The organism is Caballeronia grimmiae (genome assembly GCF_022879615.1).
Taxonomy (GTDB): domain Bacteria; phylum Pseudomonadota; class Gammaproteobacteria; order Burkholderiales; family Burkholderiaceae; genus Caballeronia; species Caballeronia grimmiae.
This window is the reverse complement of sequence record NZ_CP084272.1, coordinates 1,188,595-1,211,390: the sequence shown is the minus strand read 5'-3', so window position 1 is coordinate 1,211,390 and position 22,796 is coordinate 1,188,595. Positions and strand designations below refer to the sequence as shown.

Annotated in this window: 22 protein-coding genes; 11 read left to right on the top strand and 11 right to left on the bottom strand. The window is 64.8% G+C overall.

Translation table 11 applies throughout. The features are described from left to right. The first annotated feature begins 35 nt into the window (after positions 1-35). From LDZ21_RS19315 to LDZ21_RS19300, 4 genes are all read left to right on the top strand, one after another. Positions 36-1,331 (top strand): MFS transporter, encoded by a 1,296-nt coding sequence (locus tag LDZ21_RS19315; protein ID WP_035962856.1) that lies wholly within the window; start codon positions 36-38, stop codon positions 1,329-1,331. Positions 1,332-1,392: 61 nt separating this feature from the next. Next, positions 1,393-2,628, top strand: a complete 1,236-nt coding sequence (locus LDZ21_RS19310) for an alpha-hydroxy acid oxidase (RefSeq protein WP_244795384.1) — start codon at positions 1,393-1,395, stop codon at positions 2,626-2,628. Between the two features lie 14 nt (positions 2,629-2,642). After that, the gene (locus LDZ21_RS19305; RefSeq protein ID WP_244795382.1) at positions 2,643-3,593 is read left to right on the top strand and encodes an NAD(P)-dependent oxidoreductase; all 951 of its coding nucleotides are present in this window, start codon (positions 2,643-2,645) and stop codon (positions 3,591-3,593) included. A 121-nt stretch (positions 3,594-3,714) separates the two neighbouring features. Continuing rightward, on the top strand, positions 3,715-4,098 hold the full coding sequence (locus LDZ21_RS19300) for a GlpM family protein (RefSeq protein ID WP_244795380.1): 384 nt from the start codon (positions 3,715-3,717) through the stop codon (positions 4,096-4,098). On the opposite strand, the gene LDZ21_RS19295 is transcribed toward LDZ21_RS19300, so the two are convergent. After that, positions 4,099-5,094 (bottom strand): SDR family oxidoreductase, encoded by a 996-nt coding sequence (locus LDZ21_RS19295; protein WP_244795378.1) that lies wholly within the window; start codon positions 5,092-5,094, stop codon positions 4,099-4,101. A gap of 194 nt (positions 5,095-5,288) precedes the next feature. Here LDZ21_RS19295 and LDZ21_RS19290 point away from each other — a divergent pair, with 194 nt between their 5' ends. From LDZ21_RS19290 to LDZ21_RS19275, 4 genes are all read left to right on the top strand, one after another. Next, entirely contained in the window at positions 5,289-5,675 is a 387-nt protein-coding gene (locus tag LDZ21_RS19290; RefSeq protein WP_244795376.1) for a YkvA family protein, read from the top strand. Positions 5,676-6,000: 325 nt separating this feature from the next. Continuing rightward, on the top strand, positions 6,001-6,663 hold the full coding sequence (locus LDZ21_RS19285; protein WP_244795374.1) for a response regulator: 663 nt from the start codon (positions 6,001-6,003) through the stop codon (positions 6,661-6,663). Next, a complete protein-coding gene (locus LDZ21_RS19280) occupies positions 6,660-8,036 on the top strand; it encodes an ATP-binding protein (protein WP_244795372.1) in 1,377 nt (458 codons plus the stop codon). The genes LDZ21_RS19285 and LDZ21_RS19280 overlap by 4 nt, the downstream gene beginning before the upstream one ends. Positions 8,037-8,046: 10 nt before the next feature. Next, positions 8,047-8,259 carry a hypothetical protein gene (locus tag LDZ21_RS19275; protein WP_244795370.1) on the top strand — a complete coding sequence of 71 codons (213 nt, stop codon included), beginning with the start codon at positions 8,047-8,049 and terminating at the stop codon, positions 8,257-8,259. A gap of 8 nt (positions 8,260-8,267) precedes the next feature. Here the strand turns inward: LDZ21_RS19275 and LDZ21_RS19270 are convergent, their stop codons facing one another. Next, positions 8,268-9,182 carry a LysR family transcriptional regulator gene (locus tag LDZ21_RS19270; protein ID WP_244795368.1) on the bottom strand — a complete coding sequence of 305 codons (915 nt, stop codon included), beginning with the start codon at positions 9,180-9,182 and terminating at the stop codon, positions 8,268-8,270. A 255-nt stretch (positions 9,183-9,437) separates the two neighbouring features. After that, the gene (locus LDZ21_RS19265; protein WP_244795366.1) at positions 9,438-10,844 is read right to left on the bottom strand and encodes an MFS transporter; all 1,407 of its coding nucleotides are present in this window, start codon (positions 10,842-10,844) and stop codon (positions 9,438-9,440) included. A 247-nt stretch (positions 10,845-11,091) separates the two neighbouring features. On the opposite strand from LDZ21_RS19265, the gene LDZ21_RS19260 reads away from it, so the two are divergent. Further along, entirely contained in the window at positions 11,092-11,862 is a 771-nt protein-coding gene (locus LDZ21_RS19260; RefSeq protein WP_035963040.1) for an IclR family transcriptional regulator domain-containing protein, read from the top strand. A 344-nt stretch (positions 11,863-12,206) separates the two neighbouring features. On the opposite strand, the gene wrbA is transcribed toward LDZ21_RS19260, so the two are convergent. Continuing rightward, positions 12,207-12,809 (bottom strand): NAD(P)H:quinone oxidoreductase, encoded by a 603-nt coding sequence (gene wrbA, locus LDZ21_RS19255; RefSeq protein WP_244795364.1) that lies wholly within the window; start codon positions 12,807-12,809, stop codon positions 12,207-12,209. Positions 12,810-12,985: 176 nt separating this feature from the next. On the opposite strand from wrbA, the gene LDZ21_RS19250 reads away from it, so the two are divergent. Beyond that, positions 12,986-14,263 (top strand): FUSC family protein, encoded by a 1,278-nt coding sequence (locus LDZ21_RS19250; RefSeq protein WP_244795362.1) that lies wholly within the window; start codon positions 12,986-12,988, stop codon positions 14,261-14,263. Between the two features lies 1 nt (position 14,264). Here LDZ21_RS19250 and zwf read toward each other — a convergent pair whose 3' ends face one another. The 6 genes from zwf to LDZ21_RS19220 all read right to left on the bottom strand — a co-directional run bounded on the left by zwf (position 14,265) and on the right by LDZ21_RS19220 (position 20,245). After that, the gene (zwf, locus tag LDZ21_RS19245; RefSeq protein ID WP_035963042.1) at positions 14,265-15,740 is read right to left on the bottom strand and encodes a glucose-6-phosphate dehydrogenase; all 1,476 of its coding nucleotides are present in this window, start codon (positions 15,738-15,740) and stop codon (positions 14,265-14,267) included. A gap of 184 nt (positions 15,741-15,924) precedes the next feature. Continuing rightward, complete coding sequence (locus LDZ21_RS19240; protein WP_244795360.1) at positions 15,925-16,824, bottom strand: LysR family transcriptional regulator; 900 nt, start codon at positions 16,822-16,824, stop codon at positions 15,925-15,927. Positions 16,825-16,903: 79 nt separating this feature from the next. Then, complete coding sequence (locus LDZ21_RS19235) at positions 16,904-18,955, bottom strand: 2Fe-2S iron-sulfur cluster-binding protein (protein ID WP_244795358.1); 2,052 nt, start codon at positions 18,953-18,955, stop codon at positions 16,904-16,906. Between the two features lie 24 nt (positions 18,956-18,979). After that, positions 18,980-19,600 (bottom strand): glutathione S-transferase family protein, encoded by a 621-nt coding sequence (locus tag LDZ21_RS19230; protein ID WP_244795357.1) that lies wholly within the window; start codon positions 19,598-19,600, stop codon positions 18,980-18,982. A 128-nt stretch (positions 19,601-19,728) separates the two neighbouring features. Continuing rightward, positions 19,729-19,995, bottom strand: coding sequence for a hypothetical protein (locus LDZ21_RS19225; protein ID WP_244795907.1), 267 nt, complete (start codon positions 19,993-19,995; stop codon positions 19,729-19,731). Between the two features lie 67 nt (positions 19,996-20,062). Then, positions 20,063-20,245: a DUF1289 domain-containing protein gene (locus LDZ21_RS19220; RefSeq protein WP_035962875.1), complete on the bottom strand. Its 183-nt coding sequence runs from the start codon at positions 20,243-20,245 to the stop codon at positions 20,063-20,065. A gap of 166 nt (positions 20,246-20,411) precedes the next feature. Here LDZ21_RS19220 and LDZ21_RS19215 point away from each other — a divergent pair, with 166 nt between their 5' ends. Further along, positions 20,412-22,424 (top strand): AI-2E family transporter, encoded by a 2,013-nt coding sequence (locus LDZ21_RS19215; protein ID WP_244795355.1) that lies wholly within the window; start codon positions 20,412-20,414, stop codon positions 22,422-22,424. Positions 22,425-22,509: 85 nt separating this feature from the next. On the opposite strand, the gene LDZ21_RS19210 is transcribed toward LDZ21_RS19215, so the two are convergent. Next, entirely contained in the window at positions 22,510-22,743 is a 234-nt protein-coding gene (locus tag LDZ21_RS19210) for a hypothetical protein (protein WP_040050611.1), read from the bottom strand. Between the last annotated feature and the right edge of the window lie 53 nt (positions 22,744-22,796).

Here is a 22,796-nt window from a genome sequence, read left to right as displayed (position 1 = left end):
CATATTTCATATAAAAGCATTTAGGAGACCGGACCATGAGTGTGTCCAGCGTGCAATCCGTACGAATGACCAACGTCCGATGGAAGATCTTTCTTCTGTTGCTGGCGCTGGTATCGATCAACTACATCGACCGGGCCGCGCTGTCCGTCGCGATGCCGGCGATCGCGCAGGAATTCGATCTGTCGCCGGAGCGTCAGGGTTTGATCCTGAGCTCGTTTTTCTGGACGTATCTCTTCATGCAAGTGCCGTCGGGCATGCTGGCCGACAAGCTGAAGCCGCGCGCGCTCATCGCGGCGGCAACCGTCGGTTGGGGCTTCTTTCAGGCGCTCGGCGCGTTCAGCTCGGGCTGGGTGCTGCTGTTGCTGACGCGTCTCGGACTCGGCGTCACCGAGGCGCCGATCTATCCGGGCGGCGGCAAGCTCAACGCATTGTGGCTCACGAAGAACGAAAAGACGCGCGGCGCCGCGCTGCTCGATGGCGGCAGCGCGCTCGGCTCGGGCGTCGGTGCGATCGTGGTTGCGACGCTGATGGCGGTGCTCGGTTCGTGGCGCGCGGCCTTCGTCGTGGCGGGCGTCGGCACGATTCTCTGCGGCATCTGGGCGTGGTGGTACATCCGTAACACGCCGCGCGAGCATCCGTCGATCAATGAGGAAGAGATTGCGTATATCGAGCGCGCTCACGCTGAAGAAGATGCGGCCGAGCCGACCGTTGCGCCGGGCGGCTCGCTGTTCCGCTTCTTCGCGTTCCGCTCGGTGTGGGGCATGTGCCTGAGCCACACCTGCACGAACCTGATTTTCTTCGGCCTGATGACCTGGCTGCCGACGTATCTGTTCAAGGTGCACGGTTTCGACCTGAAGTCGCTGGGCGGCGCGACGTTCCTGATCTTCTTCTGCGGTTTCGTCGGCGAAGTGATCGGCGGCAATCTCGCCGACAAGTGGAAGTCGGCGGGCGCGAGTGCGAATCGCGTGTATCGCACGATGATGATCATCGGTGCAGTCGCGGTCGGCCTTTCGATGCTGGGCGTGGCTTATGTCCGCGCACCGGTCATGGTCGTCGGCCTGCTGTGCGTGGCACTGTTCTTCCTGCGTTGGTGCGGCGGCTGCAACTGGGCGACGCCCGCGATGCTCGCTACCCGCGCACGGACCGGCACGCTCAACGGCATCATGAACTTCGTCGGCAACATCGCGGGCATCTTCGTCCCGATCTTCATCGGCTACATCGTGCAGACGACCGGCTCGTATTTCCTCGCGCTGATGTTCTTCGTTGCCGTGGCGGCCTTCCAGTCGCTGTGTGTCCTTTGCATCGACTATCAACGCAAGCTGCCAGTTTGAACGGGCATGTGACCGGTGCGGAACGTTGAGATGTTCCGCACCGGTCGACAGGAGAAGTGAAGTGCAACGTCGTCTTTATACGGGTAACGATCCGCGCCGTGCTCACAGCATCGAAGAGTTGCGCGGGATGGCGCAGCGGCGCGTGCCCAACTTCTGTTTTGAATACGTCGAAGGCGGATCGGAGGACGAGTCCACGTTGCGCCGCAATCGCGATGTCTTCGCGGAAATCGCTTTCCGGCCTCGCTCGCTGGTCGATGTATCGAAGCGCGATATCGGCATTGATCTGTTCGGACGCCGAAGCAATGCGCCGTTCATGATCGGGCCGACGGGCTTCAGCGGATTGCTTTCGCACGAAGGCGATATCGCGCTCGCAAGCGCCGCTGCCGCTGCGGGCATCCCGTACATTCTGAGCAATGCGTCGACGGTGGCGCTGGAACGGGTCATCGAGCGCGCCGGCGGGCGCGTGTGGATGCAGGTCTACATGTACCGCACCCGGGATTTCGTCGCGAAACTGGCCGAACGCGCGAAGAATGCCAATGTGGAAGCGCTCGTCGTGACTACCGACAGCGCGATCTACGGCAAGCGCGAGTGGGACTTGCGCAACTACGCGAGGCCGCTGAAGCTCGATCTGCGCAACACCCTGGACGTGCTCACGCATCCGCGCTGGATGATGGACGTGCTCTGGCCGCACGGCATGCCGCGCTTCGCCAATCTCGGCGATTTGCTGCCACCGGGACAGGACAGCGTGCGCGGCGCGGCATCGGCGCTGGCGAAGGAACTCGATCCGTCGCTGTCATGGGACGATATTCGCTGGCTGCGCGACCGCTGGCCGGGCAAGCTCATCGTCAAGGGGCTGATTCATCCGGACGATGCCGTGCGCGCCGTCGCGCTCGGCGCGGATGGCATCGTGCTGTCCAATCACGGCGGCCGGCAACTCGACGGCTCCGTATCGGCGATGGAAGTCCTGCCCGAAGTCGTCGATGCAGTGAAGGGGCGTCTCGCGATCATGCTCGATGGCGGATTCCGCCGCGGCTCGGACATCGTCAAGGCGATGGCGCTCGGCGCCGACGCGGTGCTGCTGGGCCGCGCGACGACGTGGGGTCTGGGCGCGGGTGGAAGGGCAGGCGTGGATCGCGCAATCGACATTCTCAAGACCGAAGTGGATCGCGTCATCGGGTTGCTGGGCGTGGGCAGCATCGCCGAACTGGATGCGCGATACATCGAGTGGCCGCGCGTCGCGCAACGCAGCGCATCGCGGCCGCGTCAGGCAGCGCCTGTCGAACTCGAACTGCAATGAACGGGACAGGGATCATGGAAACCAATAACGCAATCCGCCTTCCGCAACGTGTCGAGCGCGTCGGCATGATCGGACTCGGCTTGATGGGCAGCGCGATCGCCGGGCAAATGCTGAAGAAGGGCTTCGAGCTTTTCGTGCTCGGCCATCGCAGCCGCGAGGCGCTCGAAGCCCTCGTGTCGCAGGGCGCGAAGGAAGTGAGCAGCGCGGCCGAACTCGCGCGCAACGTCGATGCCGTCATCATTTGCGTGACGGGAACGCCGCAAGTGCGCGATGTGGTGTTCAGGGAAAACGGCTTGCTTGCGGGCGCGCATGAAGGATTGATCGTCGTCGACAGCACGACCGCCGATCCCGAATTCGCCGACGAAGCCGCCCGCGCCTTCGCCGCAAAAGGCGCGGCGTTCATCGATGCGCCGGTCAATCGGACCCCGAAGGAAGCGCGGGAAGGGCGGCTCAACGTACTCGTTGGCGGCGACGCCGACGTGCTCGAATTGCTGCGGCCCGTGATGGCGGCTTATGCGGAGACGGTGCATCATTTGGGCGCGCACGGTGCGGGGTATCGCGCGAAACTCATTCACAACTTCATCGCTCAGGCCAACGGCGCGATCCTCGCCGAAGCGTTCGGCACGGCGGCGAAGGCGAAGCTCGATCTGCACGAGTTCGCGGCCGTTTGCCGCTTGAGCGGCGCGCACAGCAAGACCTTCGACCGCATCATTCCGTATCTGCTCGAAGGCGACGACAGCGGCCAGCAGTTCGCGATCCGCAACGCCGCGAAGGATATGCGTTCATATGCGCAACTGGCGTCGGCGCAGTCGTCGACGGCGATCATCGCGGAAGCCGTGCGGCAGATCTACGTGCTGGCGACGAATCTCGGGCACGGCGACGAGTATGTGCCGCATATTTTCGATGCGGTCGCGCAACTTAATGGCATGGCGCCGTCGCGTGCCGGTAACGAAGAAGGGCGCTGATCGCCCGCCAGCGAGGCGTCAGTGCAGTTTCCGGCGCGGCGCTGCTGGTCTTCCTGACGCTCAACGGCTGGTCGTTCAAGGGCGTGCTCCGGCGAGCCTGAGCGTGCAAGCGCGTCAAGCGATGCTTTCCTATAATCCATCGCTCGACTTGGGCTTTGCACTCGATGGAATTGCGATGGACGTATTGTGGAAGGGCATCGTCGGTGGATTGGTCACCGCTTTGATCGTCACGGCTTCGAAGCGTGGCAACGTGCTGCCGGGCATCCTGCCGCTCGCGCCGACGTTCGCGATCATCGCGCTCCTGGCCGTCGGCGCGAAGGGGCAGCCCGGCGGCTTCCGGACCGCGTGTCTCTCCGGTGCGCGGACGATTCCCGCGTATCTCGTCTTTCTCGGCACGTGCTATGTGCTGATTCACTATGTCGATTACCGCCTCGCGATCCTCGGCGGGTTCGGTGCATGGCTGATCGCGGCGCTCGCGATTTTTCTCGCTCCGCGCTTCATGTGATCACGCTTTGCGCCGGCGCCCGCGCGCAAGCCACATCGCACCGAGCAACGCGCCTGCGCTCACGATGAGGCCGCGATGCGTCCCGAGCCATAGCGACGGGCACGCATCCGATGCTTCGTCATCGAACCGTCCGCGCGTGCGATGCAGCGGCGTCACCGGTTCCCACAAGTTGTCGGGCCGGCCCGCACCGGGCAGCCGCTCGTCCTGTTGCGCGTCGTAACCGGTGCGGGCGAGGTACGCATCGAGCAGGCCGGGGAAGAAATGGTTCGCCACGATCGCCTTGACCGACGACGAACCGACCCACAGTTCCCGCCGCCGATGCGTCGCCGCCCAGTAGATCGCCCGCGCCGCGACTTCGGGCTGGAAGACCGGCGCGACCGGACGCGGCGCGTGCGGCGTCGCGGCCTTGGCCCAGTCGAATTGCGGCGTGTTGATCGCGGGCATCTGCACCATCGTCACGTGGATGCGGCGCTTGTCGTGACGCAGCTCGCAGCGCAATGAATCGGTGAAGCCGCGTATCGCGTGCTTCGCGCCGCAATAGGCGGCCTGCAGCGGAATCGACCGGTACGCAAGCGCCGATCCCACTTGCACGATCACGCCGCGATTGCGCGGCCTCATGCGTCGCAACGCGGCCATCGAGCCCCACACATAGCCGAGGTAAGTCACTTCGGTGATGCGCGCGAAGTCGCGTTCGGGCATGTCCGCGACGGCGGCGAGCGAGGTGAGCATCGCGTTGTTGACCCAGACGTCGATCGGGCCGAGCGTGGCTTCGATGTGCGACGCGGCTTCATCGACGGCATCGGCGTGACTCACATCGAGCGGAATCGGCAATGCGCGCACGCCGTATGCGCGCACCTCGGCGGCGGTATCGGCGAGGGCGGCTTCGTCCCGGGCGATGAGTGCGACGTCCGCACCCCGTCGCGCGAATTCGAGCGCCGTCGCGCGTCCGACGCCCGCCGTCGCGCCGGTGATGACCACGATGCGAGGTTTCCTCATTGCGTACGATCACCTTGTATTGGTTGTGCGCCCGTGAGATGCAACCGTCGTGCCGCGTAAAGCAAAGTCCCGAAAATGCTCACCTTTGGCACGGTGCGAAGCCTTTGGCGGGGCGGGTCCTTCGTGCCGGTCCCGAAAAGTCTCACCTCAAGGGGTAACATGCATGCATCGCGGACCGGCCGATGTTGCCCCCGATGAACCTCTTTCAAACGATTCGAACGTGGGCAAGACGCATCAAGCGCGATGCGATGACCCTTTGGTTTGCGTATCGCCATCCGGACACGCCTCTCGTCGTCAGGCTGCTTTGCGTTTTCGTGGTCGGCTACGCGCTGAGTCCCGTCGACCTCATACCGGACTTCATCCCCGTGCTGGGCTATCTCGACGATGCGCTGCTGCTTCCGGGCCTGATCTGGCTTGCAATCCGGCTTCTGCCTGCGGGAGTCGTCGATGAGAGTCGAAGGCGGGCCGACGCGTGGATGGCCGCGAAGCGCACCAAGCCAAAGAGTTATGCGGGAGCGGCCGTGATCGTGGCCGTGTGGCTGGCGATTGCGTTCGCGGCGTGGTTCTGGCTGAAGAGCTGAACGTTCGACGCGAACTGCCGGTCACGCCTTTATCGACGAAAAAAAACCCGGCCGAAGCCGGGTACAAGTCGGACCGGGCGCGTTCCGAGTCACGCCCGACCGCGTGGATGCATCGAAAAGGCCGCGTGTGTCGCGACGCGCTGGCTTCGAAGCAGAGCAGTGTCCGTGGCGGTATAGTGCGGCCTGAAAACTTATGCGACGCTTAAGCGCGTGCTGCGGGGCGCCAAATCAAGGCTGCGGCTCCAAAGCCGCACGCTCGCGTTAAGCCGCGCTTAAGCAAGCGTCGAGGACAATCGGCGGCGACACGCAAGCCCTGGAGACCCGCATGCGTCTGCTATTGGTGGAGGACGACGAGATGATCGCGGAGACGGTGCTGGCCGCGCTGCGTCGTGCGAGCTATACGGTCGACTGGGCGCAGGATGGCCGGGCCGCCGAGCTCTCGCTTGCGAACGGCGTGTACGATCTCGTGCTGCTCGATCTGACCTTGCCGAAGCGCCACGGCCTCGACGTGCTCGGCGTCTACCGCAAGAACGGCGGCGATGCGCCGGTGATGATCCTCACCGCGCGCGACGCCATCGACGATCGCATTCGCGGCCTGGACGCCGGCGCTGACGATTACCTGATGAAGCCCTTCGATCTCGACGAGCTGGCCGCCCGCGTGCGCGCCCTGCTCAGACGTCGCACGGGGCACAAGCAACTCGTCTATGCGCATGGCGAACTCACGCTCGATCCCGCCGCCCACGAAGCCGCCAAGAGCGGCGCGCCGCTCAACCTCGTGCCGCGCGAATTCGCGTTGTTGCAGGCGTTGATCGAAGAGCCGTCGCGCGTATTCCGCCGCCGCGAACTCGAAGAAAAACTGTATGGCTGGGGCGAGGAAGTGGGCAGCAACGCGATCGAAGTCCATGTGCACAGCTTGCGGCGCAAGATCGGGCCGGATGAGATCGTGACGGTGCGCGGCGTCGGTTACCGGCTGAAGAGGATCGGATGAACTCGATTCGCCGCTGGCTGCTCGGCTGGCTCATCTGCGGGCTGGCGCTCGCTTGCCTGATCGCGGGCTACGGCATTTTCCGCGCGGCGCGGCTCGAAGCGGGCGAACTCTTCGATTACGAATTGCGCACAGTCGCGCTCTCGCTGCCCGACAACATCACCGCCGCCGGTGCCGCCGAAGGGCGTACGCACGAACTGCATGGCATCGCGGATGATCAGTTGGTCATCGACATCTGGGACACGTCCGGGCGTCTCGTCTATCACTCGCCGCACGAGCCGGCGTTGCCGCGCTTCGGCGACGGCTTTCAGTCGGCGGAGCGCGAGGGGTATCGCTGGCGCGCATTCGGCGTCGCGCTGCCGGATCGCTTCGTGCAGGTAGCGCAGCCGTATTTCGTGCGCGACGACATGGCGATCGAGCTCGCGTTGCGCATCATCTGGCCGCTCGCCTTGCTGATACCGGCGATCGTCGTGATCGTGCTCGTGGTGGTGGCGCGCGGGCTGGCGCCGGTCCGATGGCTGTCTTCGTCGATCGCCGCGCGCTCGCCGGAATCGCGCGAACCGGTAGCGGTCGCCACGCCGATCCCCGATGAACTTCGTCCGCTCGTCGACGAACTGAACGGCCTGCTCGCGCGGCTGAACGATGCATCCGAGGCGCAGCGTATCTTCGTCGCCGATGCGGCGCACGAACTGCGCACGCCGCTGACCGCGCTGAAGCTGCAGATCCAGGGCGCCATCGGCGATGGATCGCTGAAGGTCGATAGCGCCACGCTCGCCAAAATCGACGGGCGGCTGAACCGGTTGATCCATCTCGCGCAGCAATTGCTCAGCATGGCGCGGGAGGATGCGGCGCGCGAGGCGGCCATCGCGCCGATGAGCCTACGCACGCTTTGCGAAACGCGCGTCGCGGATTTTTCGCTGATCGCGGAGGCGAAGTCGATCGACCTCGGCCTCGTGCTCGAAGAAGCGCACGATGAGTACGACACCTACACGATATGCGGCGACATGCACGCGCTCGCGGTGCTCGTCAACAATTTGCTCGACAACGCGATTCGTCATACGCCGCACGGCGGACGTGTCGATGTGACGCTGCGGCGCGAGAGCGACGGCATCGCGCTTACCGTGCTCGACACCGGCCCCGGCATTCCGGCCGAAGAGATCGACCGCGCGTGCGACCGCTTCTATCGATGCGTCGGCACGCAAGGGCAGGGCAGCGGGCTGGGACTCGCCATCGCGCTGCGGGTCGCGCAACGGCACCATGCGGCGTTCGCGGTAACGAATCGCGATGGAGGCGGACTCGCGGTATCGTTGCGTGGATTGCGCGCAGTGGAAATGAAAGCGCAAGAAGCGGGAAGCGCGGCCCTCGCAATGCGGTGATGATCGTGCCATGAAGCACCTCGCTTATTACTTCGCCGTCCTTATGTTATCGGCCAACGTCGCACGCGCCGACCATGCCGCCAGCGTGCCCGCGGCGTCGGAAGCGAAGACGCTGAAGGAGCGCCTCGGCGACAAGGCCAGCGACGAGCAGCGCGTCGACAATTGCAAGGTGCCGCCGGAGCGCCGTGGCGCGAAGGCGCGGCCCGATGCGTGCGCGCGGTAGCGTGGCCTTCAGCGCTTGTTCGTCAGCGCGATCGCGAAATCGAGAAAAGCCCTTGTTTTAGCGGGCGGATGATGCCGCGACGGATGAAACGCATAGAGCGGAAAACGTTCGTCGGGCCAGTCGGGAAAGAGATCGACGAGCTTTCCTTCGGCCAGCAGGTGCTCGTGCCCCAGCTCCAGTATCTGCGCAACGCCATAGCCGGACAGACACGCGCTCAGCAGCGTGCCGGGATCGTTGAGCGTCAGGTGCCCGCGCGTTTCGACGGTCAGCCGCTTCTTCTTGCGATGGAACTCCCACGCGAACGGCCGCCCCGTCTCGGGATCGCGGAATTCGATGCAGGTGTGCGCGTCGGTGGAGAGCGATTGCGGCGTCGCGGGCCGGCCGCATCGCGCGATATAGGACGGCGCGGCGACGGTATGCACCGGCGTGTCCAGCAGCTTGCGCGCGACGAGGCTGGAGTTGCGCGGCTCGCCGAAGCGCACGGCGAGATCGAAGCCATCGGCGATCATGTCGCCGAGCCGGTCGCGCGTGATGAGTTCGAGATCGAGTTCGGGATGCGCCTGCATGAACGCTTCGAGTTGCGGGCCGAGCACGAGCCGCGAGAAGATCGGATCGACATTGACGCGCAAGCGTCCCCGCACGGCGGTCGTGCTGCTCGATGCAGTCGCTGCGGCTTCTTCGATGCCGAGGAGATGCGGCATGACCTGGCCGTAGAATCGTCGGCCATCGTCAGTCAGGGAGACGGTGCGCGTGGTGCGGTCGAAGAGCCGGATCTTGAGTTTCGCTTCAAGACGCGTGATCGCGCGGCTCACGCCGGGCGGGGACATGCCGAGCTTTTCTGCGGCGGCGGCGAACGTGCCGGTATCGACGATCGCGGTGAAGATATTGAGGGCGGGGAGAAGATGCGTGGTGGGGGCGGGCATGCGCGCTTGATCGTCATCGATGAATGACGGTGATGGTAGCGCGCGGAACGCAGCGATGCGCGGAATAGCCGCTGCGGTCGGCCAGCGCGGTGTCGCGTTACGCCAGATGCAACTCGGATTCGGGAACGACGGCCGCCACCGGAAATGGAACTTCTGTTCCCTCGCTTTGGGCGTCGCTTCGAAGCGAGCGCCGCACCACAAAAGAAGCGGGCCCCGAAGGGCCCGTGCTTTCCAACACTAAGTTATCAGCGCGCGTCAGGCATGAGCCTTCGCCTCGCGGCGCTCCGCCATCGAATTTGCGCGGATGCGCTCATACTCCTGCTCGCTCATCGGCACCGCATCCTTCTTGCCGAGATCTTCCAGACGCACGCGATACGTTTCCCGCGCGGACCACGCCGCGATCGACGCGATGATCGTCACGCTGAAAGCCAGCGCCCCGATCGTCAGCGGAATATTCGTCGATCCCGGCGGCGCGACAGTGGCGAACAGCGCGGGCAGCAGCGCGGTGATCGTCGTGCCGATGTTCTGCGCAATCGCCATCGCCGAAACACGCGAGCGCGTCGGGAACAGTTCGGGGAAGAAGCTCGGAAAAATCGCGTTGTATCCCTGATAGACGACGCCCCACATCAGGAGCGACATCACGATCGCCAGCGGCACGTTGTGGATGCTGATCGCGTAGAGATACGCAAACGAGAGCAGACCCGCGAGCAGCGAACCGGTGATCATCGGAATGCGGCGTCCGACGCGATCCGACAGATTGCCGATAAACGGAATCACCAGCACCGCCAGGATGTTGCCGGCAACCGGAATCCACAGATACACGCTCTTGTGGAAGCCGATGCCATACGAAGCCTGCACCGCATACGCCGCCCCGAAAATCGTCGTGACCACGGGAATGACGTTCATCAGCGCCATGCAGACCACGCGGACCATGTCGGGCGTGCTGTTGGCGAACGCTTCCTTGATCGGCGACTTCGGCAGTTCGCCCTGCGCGCCTTCCGCAGTGAACGCCGGCGTTTCATGCACTTCGCGACGGATGATGTAACCCGCGACCAGCACGAACGCCGACAGCAGGAACGGCACGCGCCAGCCCCATGAGTTGAACATGTCCTCGGGCATGAACGCCGCGAGCGGCAGGAACACGGCGGCCGCGAGAATCTGGCCGGCCTGCACGCCCTGCAGCGTGAAGCTCGCATAGTAGCCGCGCCGTCCGGACGGTGCGTGCTCGAGAATCATCGAACTCGCGCCGGAAATTTCGCCAGCCACCGCGAAGCCCTGAATCAGACGCAGCAGGACGAGCATCGCCGGTGCGGCCATGCCAATCTGGTGGTACGTCGGCAGAAGACCGACCGCCATCGTCGAGAAGCCCATCAGGAACATGCAGATCAGCAGCACGTTCTTGCGGCCGTGGGTGTCGCCAAGATGCCCGAGCACGAACGCGCCGATAGGACGCGCCACATAACCGACGCCATAGGTCGCGAGCGATGCGACGATCGCCACCTTCGGATTGCCCGACGGGAAGAACAACTGTGGAAAGATCAGCGCCGCCGCCTGCGCGTAAATGAAGAAGTCGTAGTACTCCAGCGCCGAGCCGATCCAGCCGCTCGCCGTTGCCTTCTTCGCCTGGCGGCCGCCGTGCGCTTCTTCCTTAAGGCTAGCCATATGTGTCTCCGAACAATGGGTTGATCGATTGAACTCGCGTGCCGCCTGTCTCGTTCTTCTGATTCGTCATCCCGCCGATGCACGAGGCAAAGAGCGGTGGCGAGCGCGTCGCTCCGGGTGATTGGAGAATAGGGGCGCGGCCCTTCTCCGGCAACGATTTGTGATAGATTATGCGCGATTATCGTACGCGCGTGTCCGATAATCGACCGCTTTGGGGGTTAGCACTAGCTAAATGCAAGGTTTGACAATGAACAAGCCCGCACTCGACAAGCGCGACTGGATCGCCGGGCTGGAGAAGGGTCTGGCGATTCTCGAAGCGTTCGACGACCAGCACGCCCGCATGACGCCGACGCAAGCGGCGGCGCGCACCGGCATGACGCGCACGGCGGCGCGCCGCTATCTGCTGACGCTCGCGCATCTCGGTTACGTACAGACCGACGGCAAGCTCTTCAACCTGACGCCGCGCGTGTTGCGCGTCGGCTGGTCGTATTTCGATTCGGCGCGGCTGCCGCGCATCGTGCAGCCGTATCTTCAGCAATTGAGCGCGACGATCCACGAATCCGTCTATGTGAGCGTGCTGGATGAATGGGATCTCGTCATCATCGCGCGTAACGGCTCCACGCGCGTGATGACCACCGGCTTCGTGCTGGGCGCGCGGGTGCCGGCTGCGCTGATGTCGGGCGGGCTCGTGATGCTCGCCTACAAGCCGGACGAGGATGCCGTCCGCCATTGGCTCGACGCGACCGAGTTCAAGCCGTTCACGCCGCTCACGCTGACCAACAAGGAGAAGCTCCACGAGAAGATCCGCCAGGCGCGCGTGGATGGCTTCGTCGCGATCGAACAGCAGTTGCAGGTCGGCGTGCGCGGCGTTGCGGTGCCGATCAAGAATCGTCATGGTCAGGTGGTGGCGGCGTTGTCGGTGAACATGCCGATCGGGAAGGAGACGCACGAGGCGGCGCTCGCCCGCGTGCTGCAGCCGTTGCAGGAGACCGCGCTCGCGATGTTGAACGTTATTTGATGGCGGCTCGACGAATGGTGAGGACTTACGGGAGCCGGACAAAGGTGAGGGTTTTCAGGGACGCGACAAGCCGTTCGTTCAGCGGCAAAGCTTCATTGAACAACTCGTTAGTTTCCCGAACAGTTCGACCGAGTGTCGGCCAGGTCGATAAAAACGGACCGGCGCACGAGGCAGCCGGTCCGGTCACGTCTTGCAGTGGCAGGCTGACGAGACGTGACGCCCTGAATCATGCAGCGACCATGCCAGCGGCACACGCACGGTTGCATGGGCGTCCGCGCGAGCGATAGTGGGCGCAACGCCAACAGACATCGCCCGACCTGTTTGCCATGAGCCTACAGCCGCGATCAACCAGAGATCTTTACCGCAAGCTCGGCCACATGCTTGCCCTGATATCGCGCGATTTCGAGTTCGTTGTCCGTCGGCTGACGCTTGCCGTCGGGGCCGACGATCGTCGTCGCGCCATAGGGCGTGCCGCCGGTGATTTCCTGCATGTTGGTCAGCGCGGGGCACGCATACGGCACGCCGACGATCACCATGCCGTGATGCAGCAGTGTCGTGTGGAACGATGTGATCGTGGTTTCCTGTCCGCCATGTTGCGATGCCGTCGAGGTGAACACGCTGCCGATCTTGCCGATCAGCGCGCCTTTCACCCACAGCCCGCCGGTCTGGTCGAGGAACGTTCGCATCTGGCCGGCCATGTTGCCGAAGCGCGTCGGCGTGCCGAAGACGATGGCGTCGTAGTTCCCGAGTTCGTCGATGCTGGCGACCGGCGCTTGCTGATCCAGCTTCACGCCGATGACCGAGGCCTGATCGGCGGGAATCGTTTCCGGCACACGCTTGACCGTCACCTCGACGCCCGCCACGCCGCCCGCTCCTTCGGCGACGGCCTGCGCCATCGTTTCGACGTGGCCATACATCGAGTAGTAGAGAACCAGCACTTTCGCCATGAGATGTCCTTGTGTCGGGATGGGTCGAGGTCGAGCGCGATCGCACACAATAGCATCGGCTTCGGAGTGCTGCAGAAAACGCCTTTCGCGCTTTAGCAACTGTTCCGATGCGTTTCTTTGCGTCATCGCGATTACCCGGCTACGCTCGAATGTGACGCACGACAACCGCACGAACGATGCCCAACGATCAGCCCGCCGACAGCAGGGCCACCCACAGCGCCGACAGCAGGGCGAACAGCAGCGCGCGCCGCATCAACCGTCGCGCCGCAGCCAGCCTCGGCGCGCTCGGCGGCATTCTGCGCGACGCGTTCGGCGCGCTCGGGCGCGAACTCGTCGCGATTCGGCCGTCGTCGTCACGCGCGCGTTTCGGCACGCAGGCGATGCTGTCCGTTGCGCTTGCGGTCGCGCTGGCGCACGTCTTCGATCTCACGCATGTCTGGTGGGCCGCGATCAGCGGATTCGCGGTGATGCACTCGAAATTCTCGGCGTGCGCGCAACGCGGCGTGCATCGCGTGCTCGGCACGATTGCGGGCGCGCTGCTCGGCGCGACGGCAGGACCGCTCATCGGCGACACGCCGTGGCTCTTCGTGCCCTTGCTCGGCGTGATCGCGGGCGTGTCGGTGTATCGGGCGCTCGTCTCCGATGCCGGCTATGCGTGGGTGCTCGGCGCAGTCACATCGCTGATGGTGACGTTCGAGGCGCACCGGCTGGCGTCGGCATCGGCGACGGCATCGTTCGCGCTGCTGCGCGTGGCCGAAGTCGTTGTCGGGACGCTGGCGTGCGTAGCCGTGTCCGCGCTCTTTCATGCGGGCGTGCAGCACTACCGGAAGTCACGTGGCGTTGCGCCGATGCCCGGCGCGCTGGCCGCTTCGACGGCGGATCGCGTGGACGGCGCGAGCCACAAGACCGCGCTCGTGCGCACCGACGCGGCGCGGCTCGAAGCATCGGCCGAGGCGCGGCACAGGCGCATTGCCTGGCACGCCGCGTGGTCTGTCGTGATTCTCGCTTCGCTGGCGTATGCATACAACCTGCCGGGCTTCCCACAGGCGATGGTGACGGCCATCGCCGTGTTGATCCTGCCCGCGTCGTCGCTCGGTCAGCCGACGCGCAAGCCGATCGCCGCGCGCATGGTTCAGCGCTTCGCCGGCTGCCTGCTCGCGGGCGCGCTCAGTCTCGCGCTGTTGCCGCTGATCGGCGACAACGCCCTCGCGTGCTTGCTCGCGCTATGCGCGGGCGTGTGGATCGGCTGTCACGTGCAGACAGGCTCGCAAGGCGCGAGCTATGTGGGACGGCAGTTCACCATCGCGTTCATCATGGTGTTCGTGCAGGACCATGAATGGTCGTCCAACCCGATGCCCGCGCTCTTGCGGCTCGCGGGCATCGTGAGCGGCATCGCGGTGCTGGCTGCCGTGATGGCCGCCGGAACCGCGATATCCCGCCGCCGCGCGGCGTGAATCAGGCCTCTTCCGCCCAGGCCAGATTTTCCCGCGCCATCAGCGCCGACGAAGCCGCCGGCCCGAACGTGCCCGCCGTGTAACCACGCGGTTTGTCGCCCAGTTCCTTCCAGCCGTTGAGAATCGGTTCGACCCACGCCCACGCCGCTTCCAGTTCGTCGCGGCGCATGAAATGCGTGAGACGTCCGCGAATGACATCGATCAACAGGCGCTCATACGCTTCGGCGCGGCGCTGGGTCATCGCCTGCTGCAAGTCGAGATTGAGGTTCACGGGCAGCATCTGCATGCCGCTGCCGGGTTCCTTCGCGAGCATCTGCAACTGGATGGACTCTTCCGGCTGCAGCGTGATGATGAGACGGTTGCCGTAATTGCGCGGCCCGCTCGGGATGATCGAGAACGGCAGGTCCGCGAAATCGATCACGATTTCCGACTTGCGTGTCTGCATGCGCTTGCCGGTGCGCAGAAAGAACGGCACGTTGGCCCAGCGCCAGTTGTTGATATGCGCGCGCAACGCGACGAAGGTCTCGGCGCGGCTGTCGGCGGGCACGTTCTCTTCCTGCAGATAGCCCTTCACCGGCTCGCCGCCGACCGCGCCCGCCGCATACTGGCCGCGCACGGTGTCGCGGGCGATGTCCGACACGGTCATCGGGCGGAGCGACTTCAGCACCTTCAGCTTTTCGTCGCGCACGGCGTCGGGATCGAGCGAGACCGGCGGTTCCATCGCAACGATGCACAGCAGTTGCAGCAAGTGGTTCTGCACCATGTCGCGCAGCGCGCCGGTGTGATCGTAGAAGCCCGCGCGGCTGCCGACGCCCACCGTCTCCGACACCGTGATCTGCACGCTCTTGATATACGGCGACTGCCACAGCGGCCCGAAGATCGCATTGCCGAAGCGCAGCACCATCAGGTTCTGCACCGTTTCCTTGCCGAGATAATGGTCGATGCGATAGATCTGCTCTTCCTTGAAACGCTTGCCGACCGCATCGTTGATGGCGCGCGCCGAGGCGAGATCGTGACCGAGCGGCTTTTCCAGCACGACGCGCGCATGATCGTCGACGATGCCCGCCGCCGCGAGGTTGTCGCAGATGGTCGTGAACAGTTCCGGCGACGTCGACAGATAGAACACGCGCTGCGCGCCGTCGCGCGATGCTTCCGCGAGCCTGCGAAAGTCGTCCGGGTTCTCGACATCGACGCGGACATAGTCGAACAGCGCGAGAAATTTGTCCCACGACTGGGCATCGAAAGCGTTCTCGTCGATGAACGGACGCGACTGCTTTTCCATGAAGTTCTTCAGATAATCTTCGCGCGTCCAGTCCTTACGGCCGATGGCGAGAATGCGCGTATCGGCGGGCAGGTTGCAGTGCGTGTGCGCCATGTAGAGCGCGGGCAGCAGCTTGCGCGCGGCCAGGTCTCCGCCGCCGCCGAAGATGATCATGTCGAGCGGGCGTTCGTTCGAGGGAGAAGTCGAATTCGTCATGGTGCGTGAGCCGTTGAGGTTCGGAAGAGCCGGTTGCACCGGGCGGAAACGATGCCCGATGCAACGCGCTGAAGAGAGCTATGTTGCATGGTTTGCCGCCATTTTGCACGGCCCGTGCGCTAACGGACGTTCGATTCACGCAAAGATTCCCGCAGCCACGCGCCGCTGCGTCTGTTTAGCGCGATCAGCGCAACGATTCATCCGCGCGCAGCGTGGCGACCGCGAGATCGAGAAACGCGCGCACCTTCTGCGTGACGTGGCGGCCTTCGCGATGCACGAGATGAATCGGCAGCGGCGGCGGCTGATACTCGGGCAGCACGATGACGAGCCGTCCTTCGCTTAACGGCTGCGCCACCTGATACGACAGCAGACGTGCGATGCCGAAGTCCGCGAGCGCGGCGTCGATGGCCGAATCGTTCGTCGTCGTCATGAAGCGCGGATGCGTGTGTACGAGAATCTGGCGCTCGCCGTCGTGGAGCCGCCATTCGGGCGGCGTCGACGATCCCGTCGATGCGATGATCGTACGCCGTTCGAGATCGTCGGGATGCACCGGCGCGCCATGCTTCGCGAGATAGCCGGGCGAGGCGCACAGCACGCGCCGCACGCGCCCGACGGGAATCGCCTGCAACGACGAGTCCGGCAGTTGCGCGATCCGCACGGCCACGTCGATGCCCTCATCGACGAGATTCACCACGCGGTCGATGAACCAGCAGTTCGCATCGGCTTCGGGATAGCGCGAGAGATAGTCGAGCACGATCGGCGTCACGTGCAGCCTGCCGAACAGCACGGGCGCGGTCAGCGAAAGCACGCCGCGCGGCGCCGCGTGCGTGCCTCGCGCGGCGAGTTCGGCGCTGTCGACTTCGCCGAGAATGCGCCGGCAGTCTTCGAAGAAGCCGTTGCCGGCATCGGTGAGACGCACGACGCGCGTCGTGCGCGTCAACAGTCGCACGCCGAGCCGTTCCTCCAGCTCGGTGACGACGCGGCTCACGACCGAAGGCGATACATCGAGCTTGCGCGCGGCGGAGGCAAAGCCGCCGGTTTCGACCACCGTGACGAAGGTCGACATTGCCTGAAAGCGGTCCATGTCGGATGCGGAAGCGGGCGGATGAGTTGCCGTGCATTCTCGGGCATGCGGGCATCGGTCGCAATCGCGGCGCGGCGCTTCAGAGATCGAGTTCCAGTGCGCCTTCGGTGTCGGCGGCGGGCATCGCGCAACAAATCAGCGCTTCGTTGTCTTCGACTTCGTACGCGGGCGCTTTTGCGTAGGTCACCGCGCCCTTGACGATGCGGGTCCTGCATGTGCCGCACGTGCCGCCACGGCAATTCGATTCCGCATCGACGCCCGACGCTTCCGCGAGTTCGAGCAGACTGCCGCCTTCGGGCTTCCATTGCACATCGCGATCCGACTTCGCGAAACGGACCGCGACCGCTTGCTGCGCGGGCGGACGCATCGGCTGATGCTCGGCATCGCGATTCAACGATGCCGGTCCGAACGCTTCGGCATGAATGCGCGCATCCGCGACGTTCAGCGCGCGCAGGCCGTCGTAAAGCGACTGCATGAACGCGCCCGGCCCGCACAGATAGAAGTCGTAATCGTTGAACGGCAGGCGGCTCGTCAACATGTCGATGTCGATGCGCCCCGACACGTCGTAATCGCGCGTCAGTTCCGCGCCCTGGCTGTCGCTCAGCACGCGGATCACGTGCACCGCGCCGCCCGCGCTTTGCGCGAGCGCGTCGATTTCAGCGGCGAACGCGCGGCTCGCGAGCGTGCGCGCCGATGCGATCAGCCACGTCGGGCGAACCCGCCGCGTGCGCAGTCCTTCATAGACGATGTGACGCAGCATCGCGAGCATCGGCGTGATGCCGACGCCGGCGGCCAGCAACACGGCGGGGCGTGTTTCGAACGGATCGATCGTGAAGCTGCCTGCGGGCGCGCGCGCCTCGATGATGTCGCCCACTTTCAGCGTATCGTGCAGATGCGCCGACACGCGGCCTTCGCGCTTCACGCTGATCCGCACGACGCCGTCGCCCGGCGCGACCGACAGCGTGTAAGTCCGAACGACTGGCTTCGCGGCGCCGGGCAGCGTTACGCGCACCGGCAAGTGCTGGCCGGCGGCGTGCGGCACGATGCCCGCGCCGTCGGCGGGTTCGAGCCAGAACGAGCGGATCACATCGCTTTCATCAACGATCCTGCTCACGCGATACGGCCGCCACGCATCCGCGAGCGCCGCCGCCTTGATGCGTTGCGCCGCTTCGTTCCAGTCGCCGGTCATCAGCGAATTCGGCGACCAGCCTTCGTCGCGAAAAGCCCAGCGCAGCGGCAGCGCATCTTCGCGCAGCACGACGCGGCGCGGCGTGAAACGCCACAGGCGTTCCGCGCCCTGGAACGCGGCGATTTCCGGCGAATCCGTCAGCACTTGCGCGTCGCCCGTGAGTTGCAGCACGTCGCCCGTCGAGAAGTCCGCGAACACCAGGCCGGCCTTGCCGTTCACCGAAATGTTGCCGAGCGTGTTGAAGAAGAGATTGCCCGCGAAGTCGGGAATGGTGAGCGCGCCGTCGCCGTCACGGGATACGCGCACGAAACCCGCCTTGCCGCCGCGATGTGACACATCCACCTGACGATGCCCGTCCTCGCGATCGAAGTACGACGCGACGAAGAACGTATCGGCGCGCTCGATCATCGACCGCATGCGAGGCGAGCTTGCATCGAGCGCGATGGGCTGCGCTGTCGACGGCTCGTCGCGCACGAACGTGAAGTCGCGAAGTTGAATGTATTGCGGGCAATTGCCGAAGCTCTGCTCGACGCTCAGGTCGAACGCATCGCCGTTACGATGAACCACGCCGTTCACGCGATTGCGGCGGCGCGTGTGCAGTTCGATGCCGAGCATGCCGACCGATGCGCCGTCGCGCAGACCGGCATCGGCGGGATCGAGCGGATCGGGTGCGTGCGCAACGGACAGCGTCGTGGCGTCGGGCGTTTGCATGAAGCCGGGGCGGCCGGTCAGAAAGGTCGCCCAGGCGTCGCCGTGGTCATCGACCGTGCCGGCGACGACGAACGGCAATTGCGCGAAAAACTGCCGATGCTGCTCCGGCATGTAGTCGCGCACGACGCGCTGGCCGAGCGCGCGCATGCGGTCGTAGGCGCCCGCGGCCTTTTGCAGCGCGATCTCGCCGCGATGCCAGGGCGTCGCCGGGATCGAAGACGGTGTGGACATGATCTTGAGCTCCGGGCGCGGGTGTCAGGCGGCGAGACCGGCGGCCGTCTTCTGAAACGGCACGAAGCCGGGCAACGCTTCCATGCGCCGCAGCCACGCATTCACGTTGCGATAGCCGGACAGATCGACATTGCCTTCCGGCGCGCTCGAGATATAGCTGTAAAGCGCGACATCCGCGATGGTTGGATGCGCAGCGCCGATATCCGCGATCCACTCGCGATCCTGCAACTCGCCATCGATCACCTTGAGCACGGCATGCGCGCGGCCGATCACTTCGTTCGCGTCGAATTTGCTGCCGAACACGGTGATGAGCCGCGCCGCAGCGGGGCCGAACGCAATTTGCCCTGCCGCGACCGACAGCCAGCGCTGCACGGCGGCGGCGCCTTCGGGCGTGTCGGGGAGCCATTGCGTTGCGCCGGCGCGCTTGGCGAGATAGACGAGGATCGCGTTCGAATCGGCGATGGTGCGATCGCCGTCGACGAGCACCGGCACCTGACCAAAGCGATTAATGAGCAAAAACTCGGGCGACTTGTGCGCGCCCGCCGCGAGGTCGACCTGCTCCTCGTCATGCTCGATGTTCAACAGATGCAGAAAGAGGCGCGCGCGATGCGAATGCCCCGACAGCGGATGGTGATAGAGCTTCATGGCAATACCCCGGATACGGCCGGGAGACGTCCCGGCCTCTGGGAAGCAGTATCGGTTCTTGCCGTTTCGAGGTGAATACCAGCGAAATTCAAATGACTGTTCTCGTTGCGAGAACAGTGGCGTCGCGTTCAGTCGCCGCGCGGCGGCACGTTCGACTTGTCGCCCGCGAGCGGCGAACCATATCCGCCGCTGTTCGCGTTGTTCGGCAAGCCGTTGGACAACTGGGCGCGCGGATCGGCCGGATTCAGATTGAGCTCGCCGGCTTGCGCGTTGCCGTGCGTCGGATACTCGCTGCCAAGCGGAGCGCCGGGCATGAGACGCGTGCTGTTGTGCGGCGCGTTCATGTCCGTTTCGGGGCTCGGATGCAACTGCGCATGAGCGGGAGAGGCGGCCATGATCGACACGCCGCATAGAAAAGCCATTGCTCGCATCATCGACTCCTTCGAAGTCTTTCCCCGATGCCTATTTCTTGTGCTTCTTCAGCTTTGCCTTGCGCGCGGCACGATCGTCGATGATCCGCACGCGATGCTTGTCCTTCATTTTCTTCCATTTCCTGCACTCTTCCTTCGTGCGCAGGCAGCCGATGCAGAAGCCGGTCTTCTCATCGAACTTGCAGATGCTGATGCACGGTGAATCGACGCCCATACTTGTCTTGCCTCGGCTTTAACGAAGGACAACCACTTTCCCATGCGGATGCAAGCGCATCCAACTGATTGTGTCGATGACCGCGATAGATGCGGCACGCTCCCGGATAAACTCATCGGCACGAGCCTTGCTTCCACGCTTGACTACTTCGAAGAGCGCAATCGCCATGCCCCAGCTTCCCGGTCCGCGCCGGCATCCCGCCAAAGTCCTGCCGCCCGACGCGCCGGGCCTGCGCGCTCTGGCGTCGCTGCTGACGGGCGTCGTCGTCATATGCGCGCTTTACTTCGGGCGCGCGGTGATGATCCCGATCATCCTCGCCATCCTGTTGAGCTTTCTGCTTGCGCCGTTCGTCGATTTTCTGCGCCGGCTGCGCTTCGGGCAGGTGCCGTCGGTGATCGTCGCGGTCGTCGTCGCGTTGTCGGTGCTGACGGCGGTGGGGGCGCTGATCGGTGCGCAGGTTGCGCAACTCGCGGGTGATCTGCCGAAGTATCAGGTGGCCGTCGAACGCAAGGTCGACAACATCCAGCGCCTGACCGTGGGCCGCGCCGACGAGTTTCTCGGGCGCGCGTCGCGTGCGCTGAAGCGCGTGTCGCCCGCACGCGAGCAGGAGCCGCGCACCGACGAGAACAATCCGGCCGCGTCCCCGATCGACCAGCCGATGCCGGTCGAAGTTCACGAGCCGACGCCGACGCCGCTCGAACTCGCACAGCGTTTTCTGTCGCCGGTGATCAGCCCGCTGGAGACGACCGGCATCGTGCTCGTGGTCGCGGTGTTCATCCTGTTGCAGCGAGAGGATTTGCGCGACCGCCTGATTCGTCTTTTCGGCTCGCGCGACCTGCACCGCGCGACCACCGCGATGGACGAAGCCGCGCGCCGCCTCTCGCGTTATTTCCTCGCGCAACTGGGCATCAACGTGGGCGTCGGGATCGTCATTTCGATCGGGCTCGCGATCATCGGCGTGCCGGGCGCGCTGCTGTTCGGCGTAATGACGACGCTGCTGCGCTTCGTGCCTTACGTCGGCACGTGGATCGCCGCGATCGTCGCGGTGGTGTTCGCGGCGGCCGTCGGCCCCGGCTGGACGATGCTGATCTGGACCGTCGTGCTGTTCGCCATCACCGACATCACGGCGGGGCAAATCGTCGAGCCGCTGTTGTACGGGCATAGCACGGGGCTTTCGCCGTTCGCGGTGATCGTCGCGGCGATTTTCTGGAGCTGGATCTGGGGGCCGATCGGCCTCGTGCTGTCGACGCCGCTCACGCTCTGTCTCGTGATTCTCGGGCGTCACGTCGATCGGCTCGAATTTCTCGACGTTCTGTTCGGCGATCGACCCGCGCTCACGCCCGCTGAGAACTTCTATCAGCGGCTATTGGCAAACGATCCCGACGAGGCGCTCGTGCAGGCCGAATCGCTGCTGAAGGAGCGTTCGCTGATCGCCTATTACGACGAAGTCGCGCTCGAAGGGCTGCGCCTCGCCCACAACGACGTGCAGCGCGGCGTGGTGACGGCGGACCAGTTGAAGCGCATCAACGAATCGGCGCTCGACATCATCGAGGGGCTGGAGGACACGGAGGATACCGTGCCGTCCGGGCTGCGCAAGGAGGAGCCGCCCGCGAGCCCGATGTCGTCGGACGAGGCCGTGAAGATCACCTCCGAAACACCGCCCGAGCGCTTCGATGCGGCTGCGGAAGGACACACCGCGTCGGTGCTGTGCATCGCGGGTAGAAGCGAACTGGACGATCTCGCCGCGACCATCGCCGTGCAGCTGTTTCGCAAGCATGGGCTGGGCGCGGATCTGGCGGGCTACGAGGGATTCTCGCGTGGCCGCTTCGGCGAAGTGGACTTGTCCGGCGTGACGATCATCTGCGTCGTATCTTTCGATGCCGCCGAATCGCCGCCGTATCTGCGCAATCTTTTGCGCCGGCTGCATCAGCGCGCGCCGTCGGCGGAACTGATCGTCGGGCTAGTGTTTCCGGAGAGTCCGCTGCAAGGCGAAGTGCTCGTGCGAACCAGTTCGGCGGCGGTGTCGTTCAAGGAACTGGTCGATGCGTGCGTGGCCGCCGCGCGTCGGCAATCCACGGACGCGGTGTCGTGGACGGCGCCGGGCGCGTTGCCCGCCGAGCCCGCCGAGCCCGCGCAGAGTAACGTGCGGGCGGATGTCGCGGCGTTGCCCAATGCGTGAGCGGGAACGCTGACGCCCGTAACCGCCGTGACGGCCGTAGCTGGCGACGCGCCGCATTTGCGCGGGAAAGCGGGCGGTGACCCGCTCAGCGATTCCCGTCGAACAGATCGTTGAGCATGGTGTCGAACGCCGCTTGCGCGTCTTCGAGTTCCTGCAGCGCGGCGTCGAATGTTTGCAGCGCCATCTGCGATGGCCGGCCGTCGCCTTCGGGCGGAAACTGCTTCTGCAATCCGAGGAACGCGGTCTGCACCTGCTTCGTCGCATTGACGATACGTTCCATCGCTCGCGCTTCTTCCACGCGATTGTTCTCAGCGGTCATCGGGCACTCCTCGTTGGCAATGTCCTGATAGTACCAAGAGTGCCCGTTGCCGC

Excerpts from the sequence above, each read along its gene's own strand:
- LDZ21_RS19315 (WP_035962856.1), top strand. The coding sequence starts at position 36 with ATGAGTGTGTCCAGCGTGCAATCCGTACGAATGACCAACGTCCGATGG.
- LDZ21_RS19305 (WP_244795382.1), top strand. The coding sequence starts at position 2,643 with ATGGAAACCAATAACGCAATCCGCCTTCCGCAACGTGTCGAGCGCGTC.
- LDZ21_RS19300 (WP_244795380.1), top strand. The coding sequence starts at position 3,715 with ATGCTTTCCTATAATCCATCGCTCGACTTGGGCTTTGCACTCGATGGA.
- LDZ21_RS19295 (WP_244795378.1), bottom strand. The coding sequence starts at position 5,094 with ATGAGGAAACCTCGCATCGTGGTCATCACCGGCGCGACGGCGGGCGTC.
- LDZ21_RS19290 (WP_244795376.1), top strand. The coding sequence starts at position 5,289 with ATGAACCTCTTTCAAACGATTCGAACGTGGGCAAGACGCATCAAGCGC.
- LDZ21_RS19285 (WP_244795374.1), top strand. The coding sequence starts at position 6,001 with ATGCGTCTGCTATTGGTGGAGGACGACGAGATGATCGCGGAGACGGTG.
- LDZ21_RS19280 (WP_244795372.1), top strand. The coding sequence starts at position 6,660 with ATGAACTCGATTCGCCGCTGGCTGCTCGGCTGGCTCATCTGCGGGCTG.
- LDZ21_RS19275 (WP_244795370.1), top strand. The coding sequence starts at position 8,047 with ATGAAGCACCTCGCTTATTACTTCGCCGTCCTTATGTTATCGGCCAAC.
- LDZ21_RS19270 (WP_244795368.1), bottom strand. The coding sequence starts at position 9,182 with ATGCCCGCCCCCACCACGCATCTTCTCCCCGCCCTCAATATCTTCACC.
- LDZ21_RS19265 (WP_244795366.1), bottom strand. The coding sequence starts at position 10,844 with ATGGCTAGCCTTAAGGAAGAAGCGCACGGCGGCCGCCAGGCGAAGAAG.
- LDZ21_RS19260 (WP_035963040.1), top strand. The coding sequence starts at position 11,092 with ATGAACAAGCCCGCACTCGACAAGCGCGACTGGATCGCCGGGCTGGAG.
- wrbA (WP_244795364.1), bottom strand. The coding sequence starts at position 12,809 with ATGGCGAAAGTGCTGGTTCTCTACTACTCGATGTATGGCCACGTCGAA.
- LDZ21_RS19250 (WP_244795362.1), top strand. The coding sequence starts at position 12,986 with ATGCCCAACGATCAGCCCGCCGACAGCAGGGCCACCCACAGCGCCGAC.
- zwf (WP_035963042.1), bottom strand. The coding sequence starts at position 15,740 with ATGACGAATTCGACTTCTCCCTCGAACGAACGCCCGCTCGACATGATC.
- LDZ21_RS19240 (WP_244795360.1), bottom strand. The coding sequence starts at position 16,824 with ATGGACCGCTTTCAGGCAATGTCGACCTTCGTCACGGTGGTCGAAACC.
- LDZ21_RS19235 (WP_244795358.1), bottom strand. The coding sequence starts at position 18,955 with ATGTCCACACCGTCTTCGATCCCGGCGACGCCCTGGCATCGCGGCGAG.
- LDZ21_RS19230 (WP_244795357.1), bottom strand. The coding sequence starts at position 19,600 with ATGAAGCTCTATCACCATCCGCTGTCGGGGCATTCGCATCGCGCGCGC.
- LDZ21_RS19225 (WP_244795907.1), bottom strand. The coding sequence starts at position 19,995 with ATGGCCGCCTCTCCCGCTCATGCGCAGTTGCATCCGAGCCCCGAAACG.
- LDZ21_RS19220 (WP_035962875.1), bottom strand. The coding sequence starts at position 20,245 with ATGGGCGTCGATTCACCGTGCATCAGCATCTGCAAGTTCGATGAGAAG.
- LDZ21_RS19215 (WP_244795355.1), top strand. The coding sequence starts at position 20,412 with ATGCCCCAGCTTCCCGGTCCGCGCCGGCATCCCGCCAAAGTCCTGCCG.
- LDZ21_RS19210 (WP_040050611.1), bottom strand. The coding sequence starts at position 22,743 with ATGACCGCTGAGAACAATCGCGTGGAAGAAGCGCGAGCGATGGAACGT.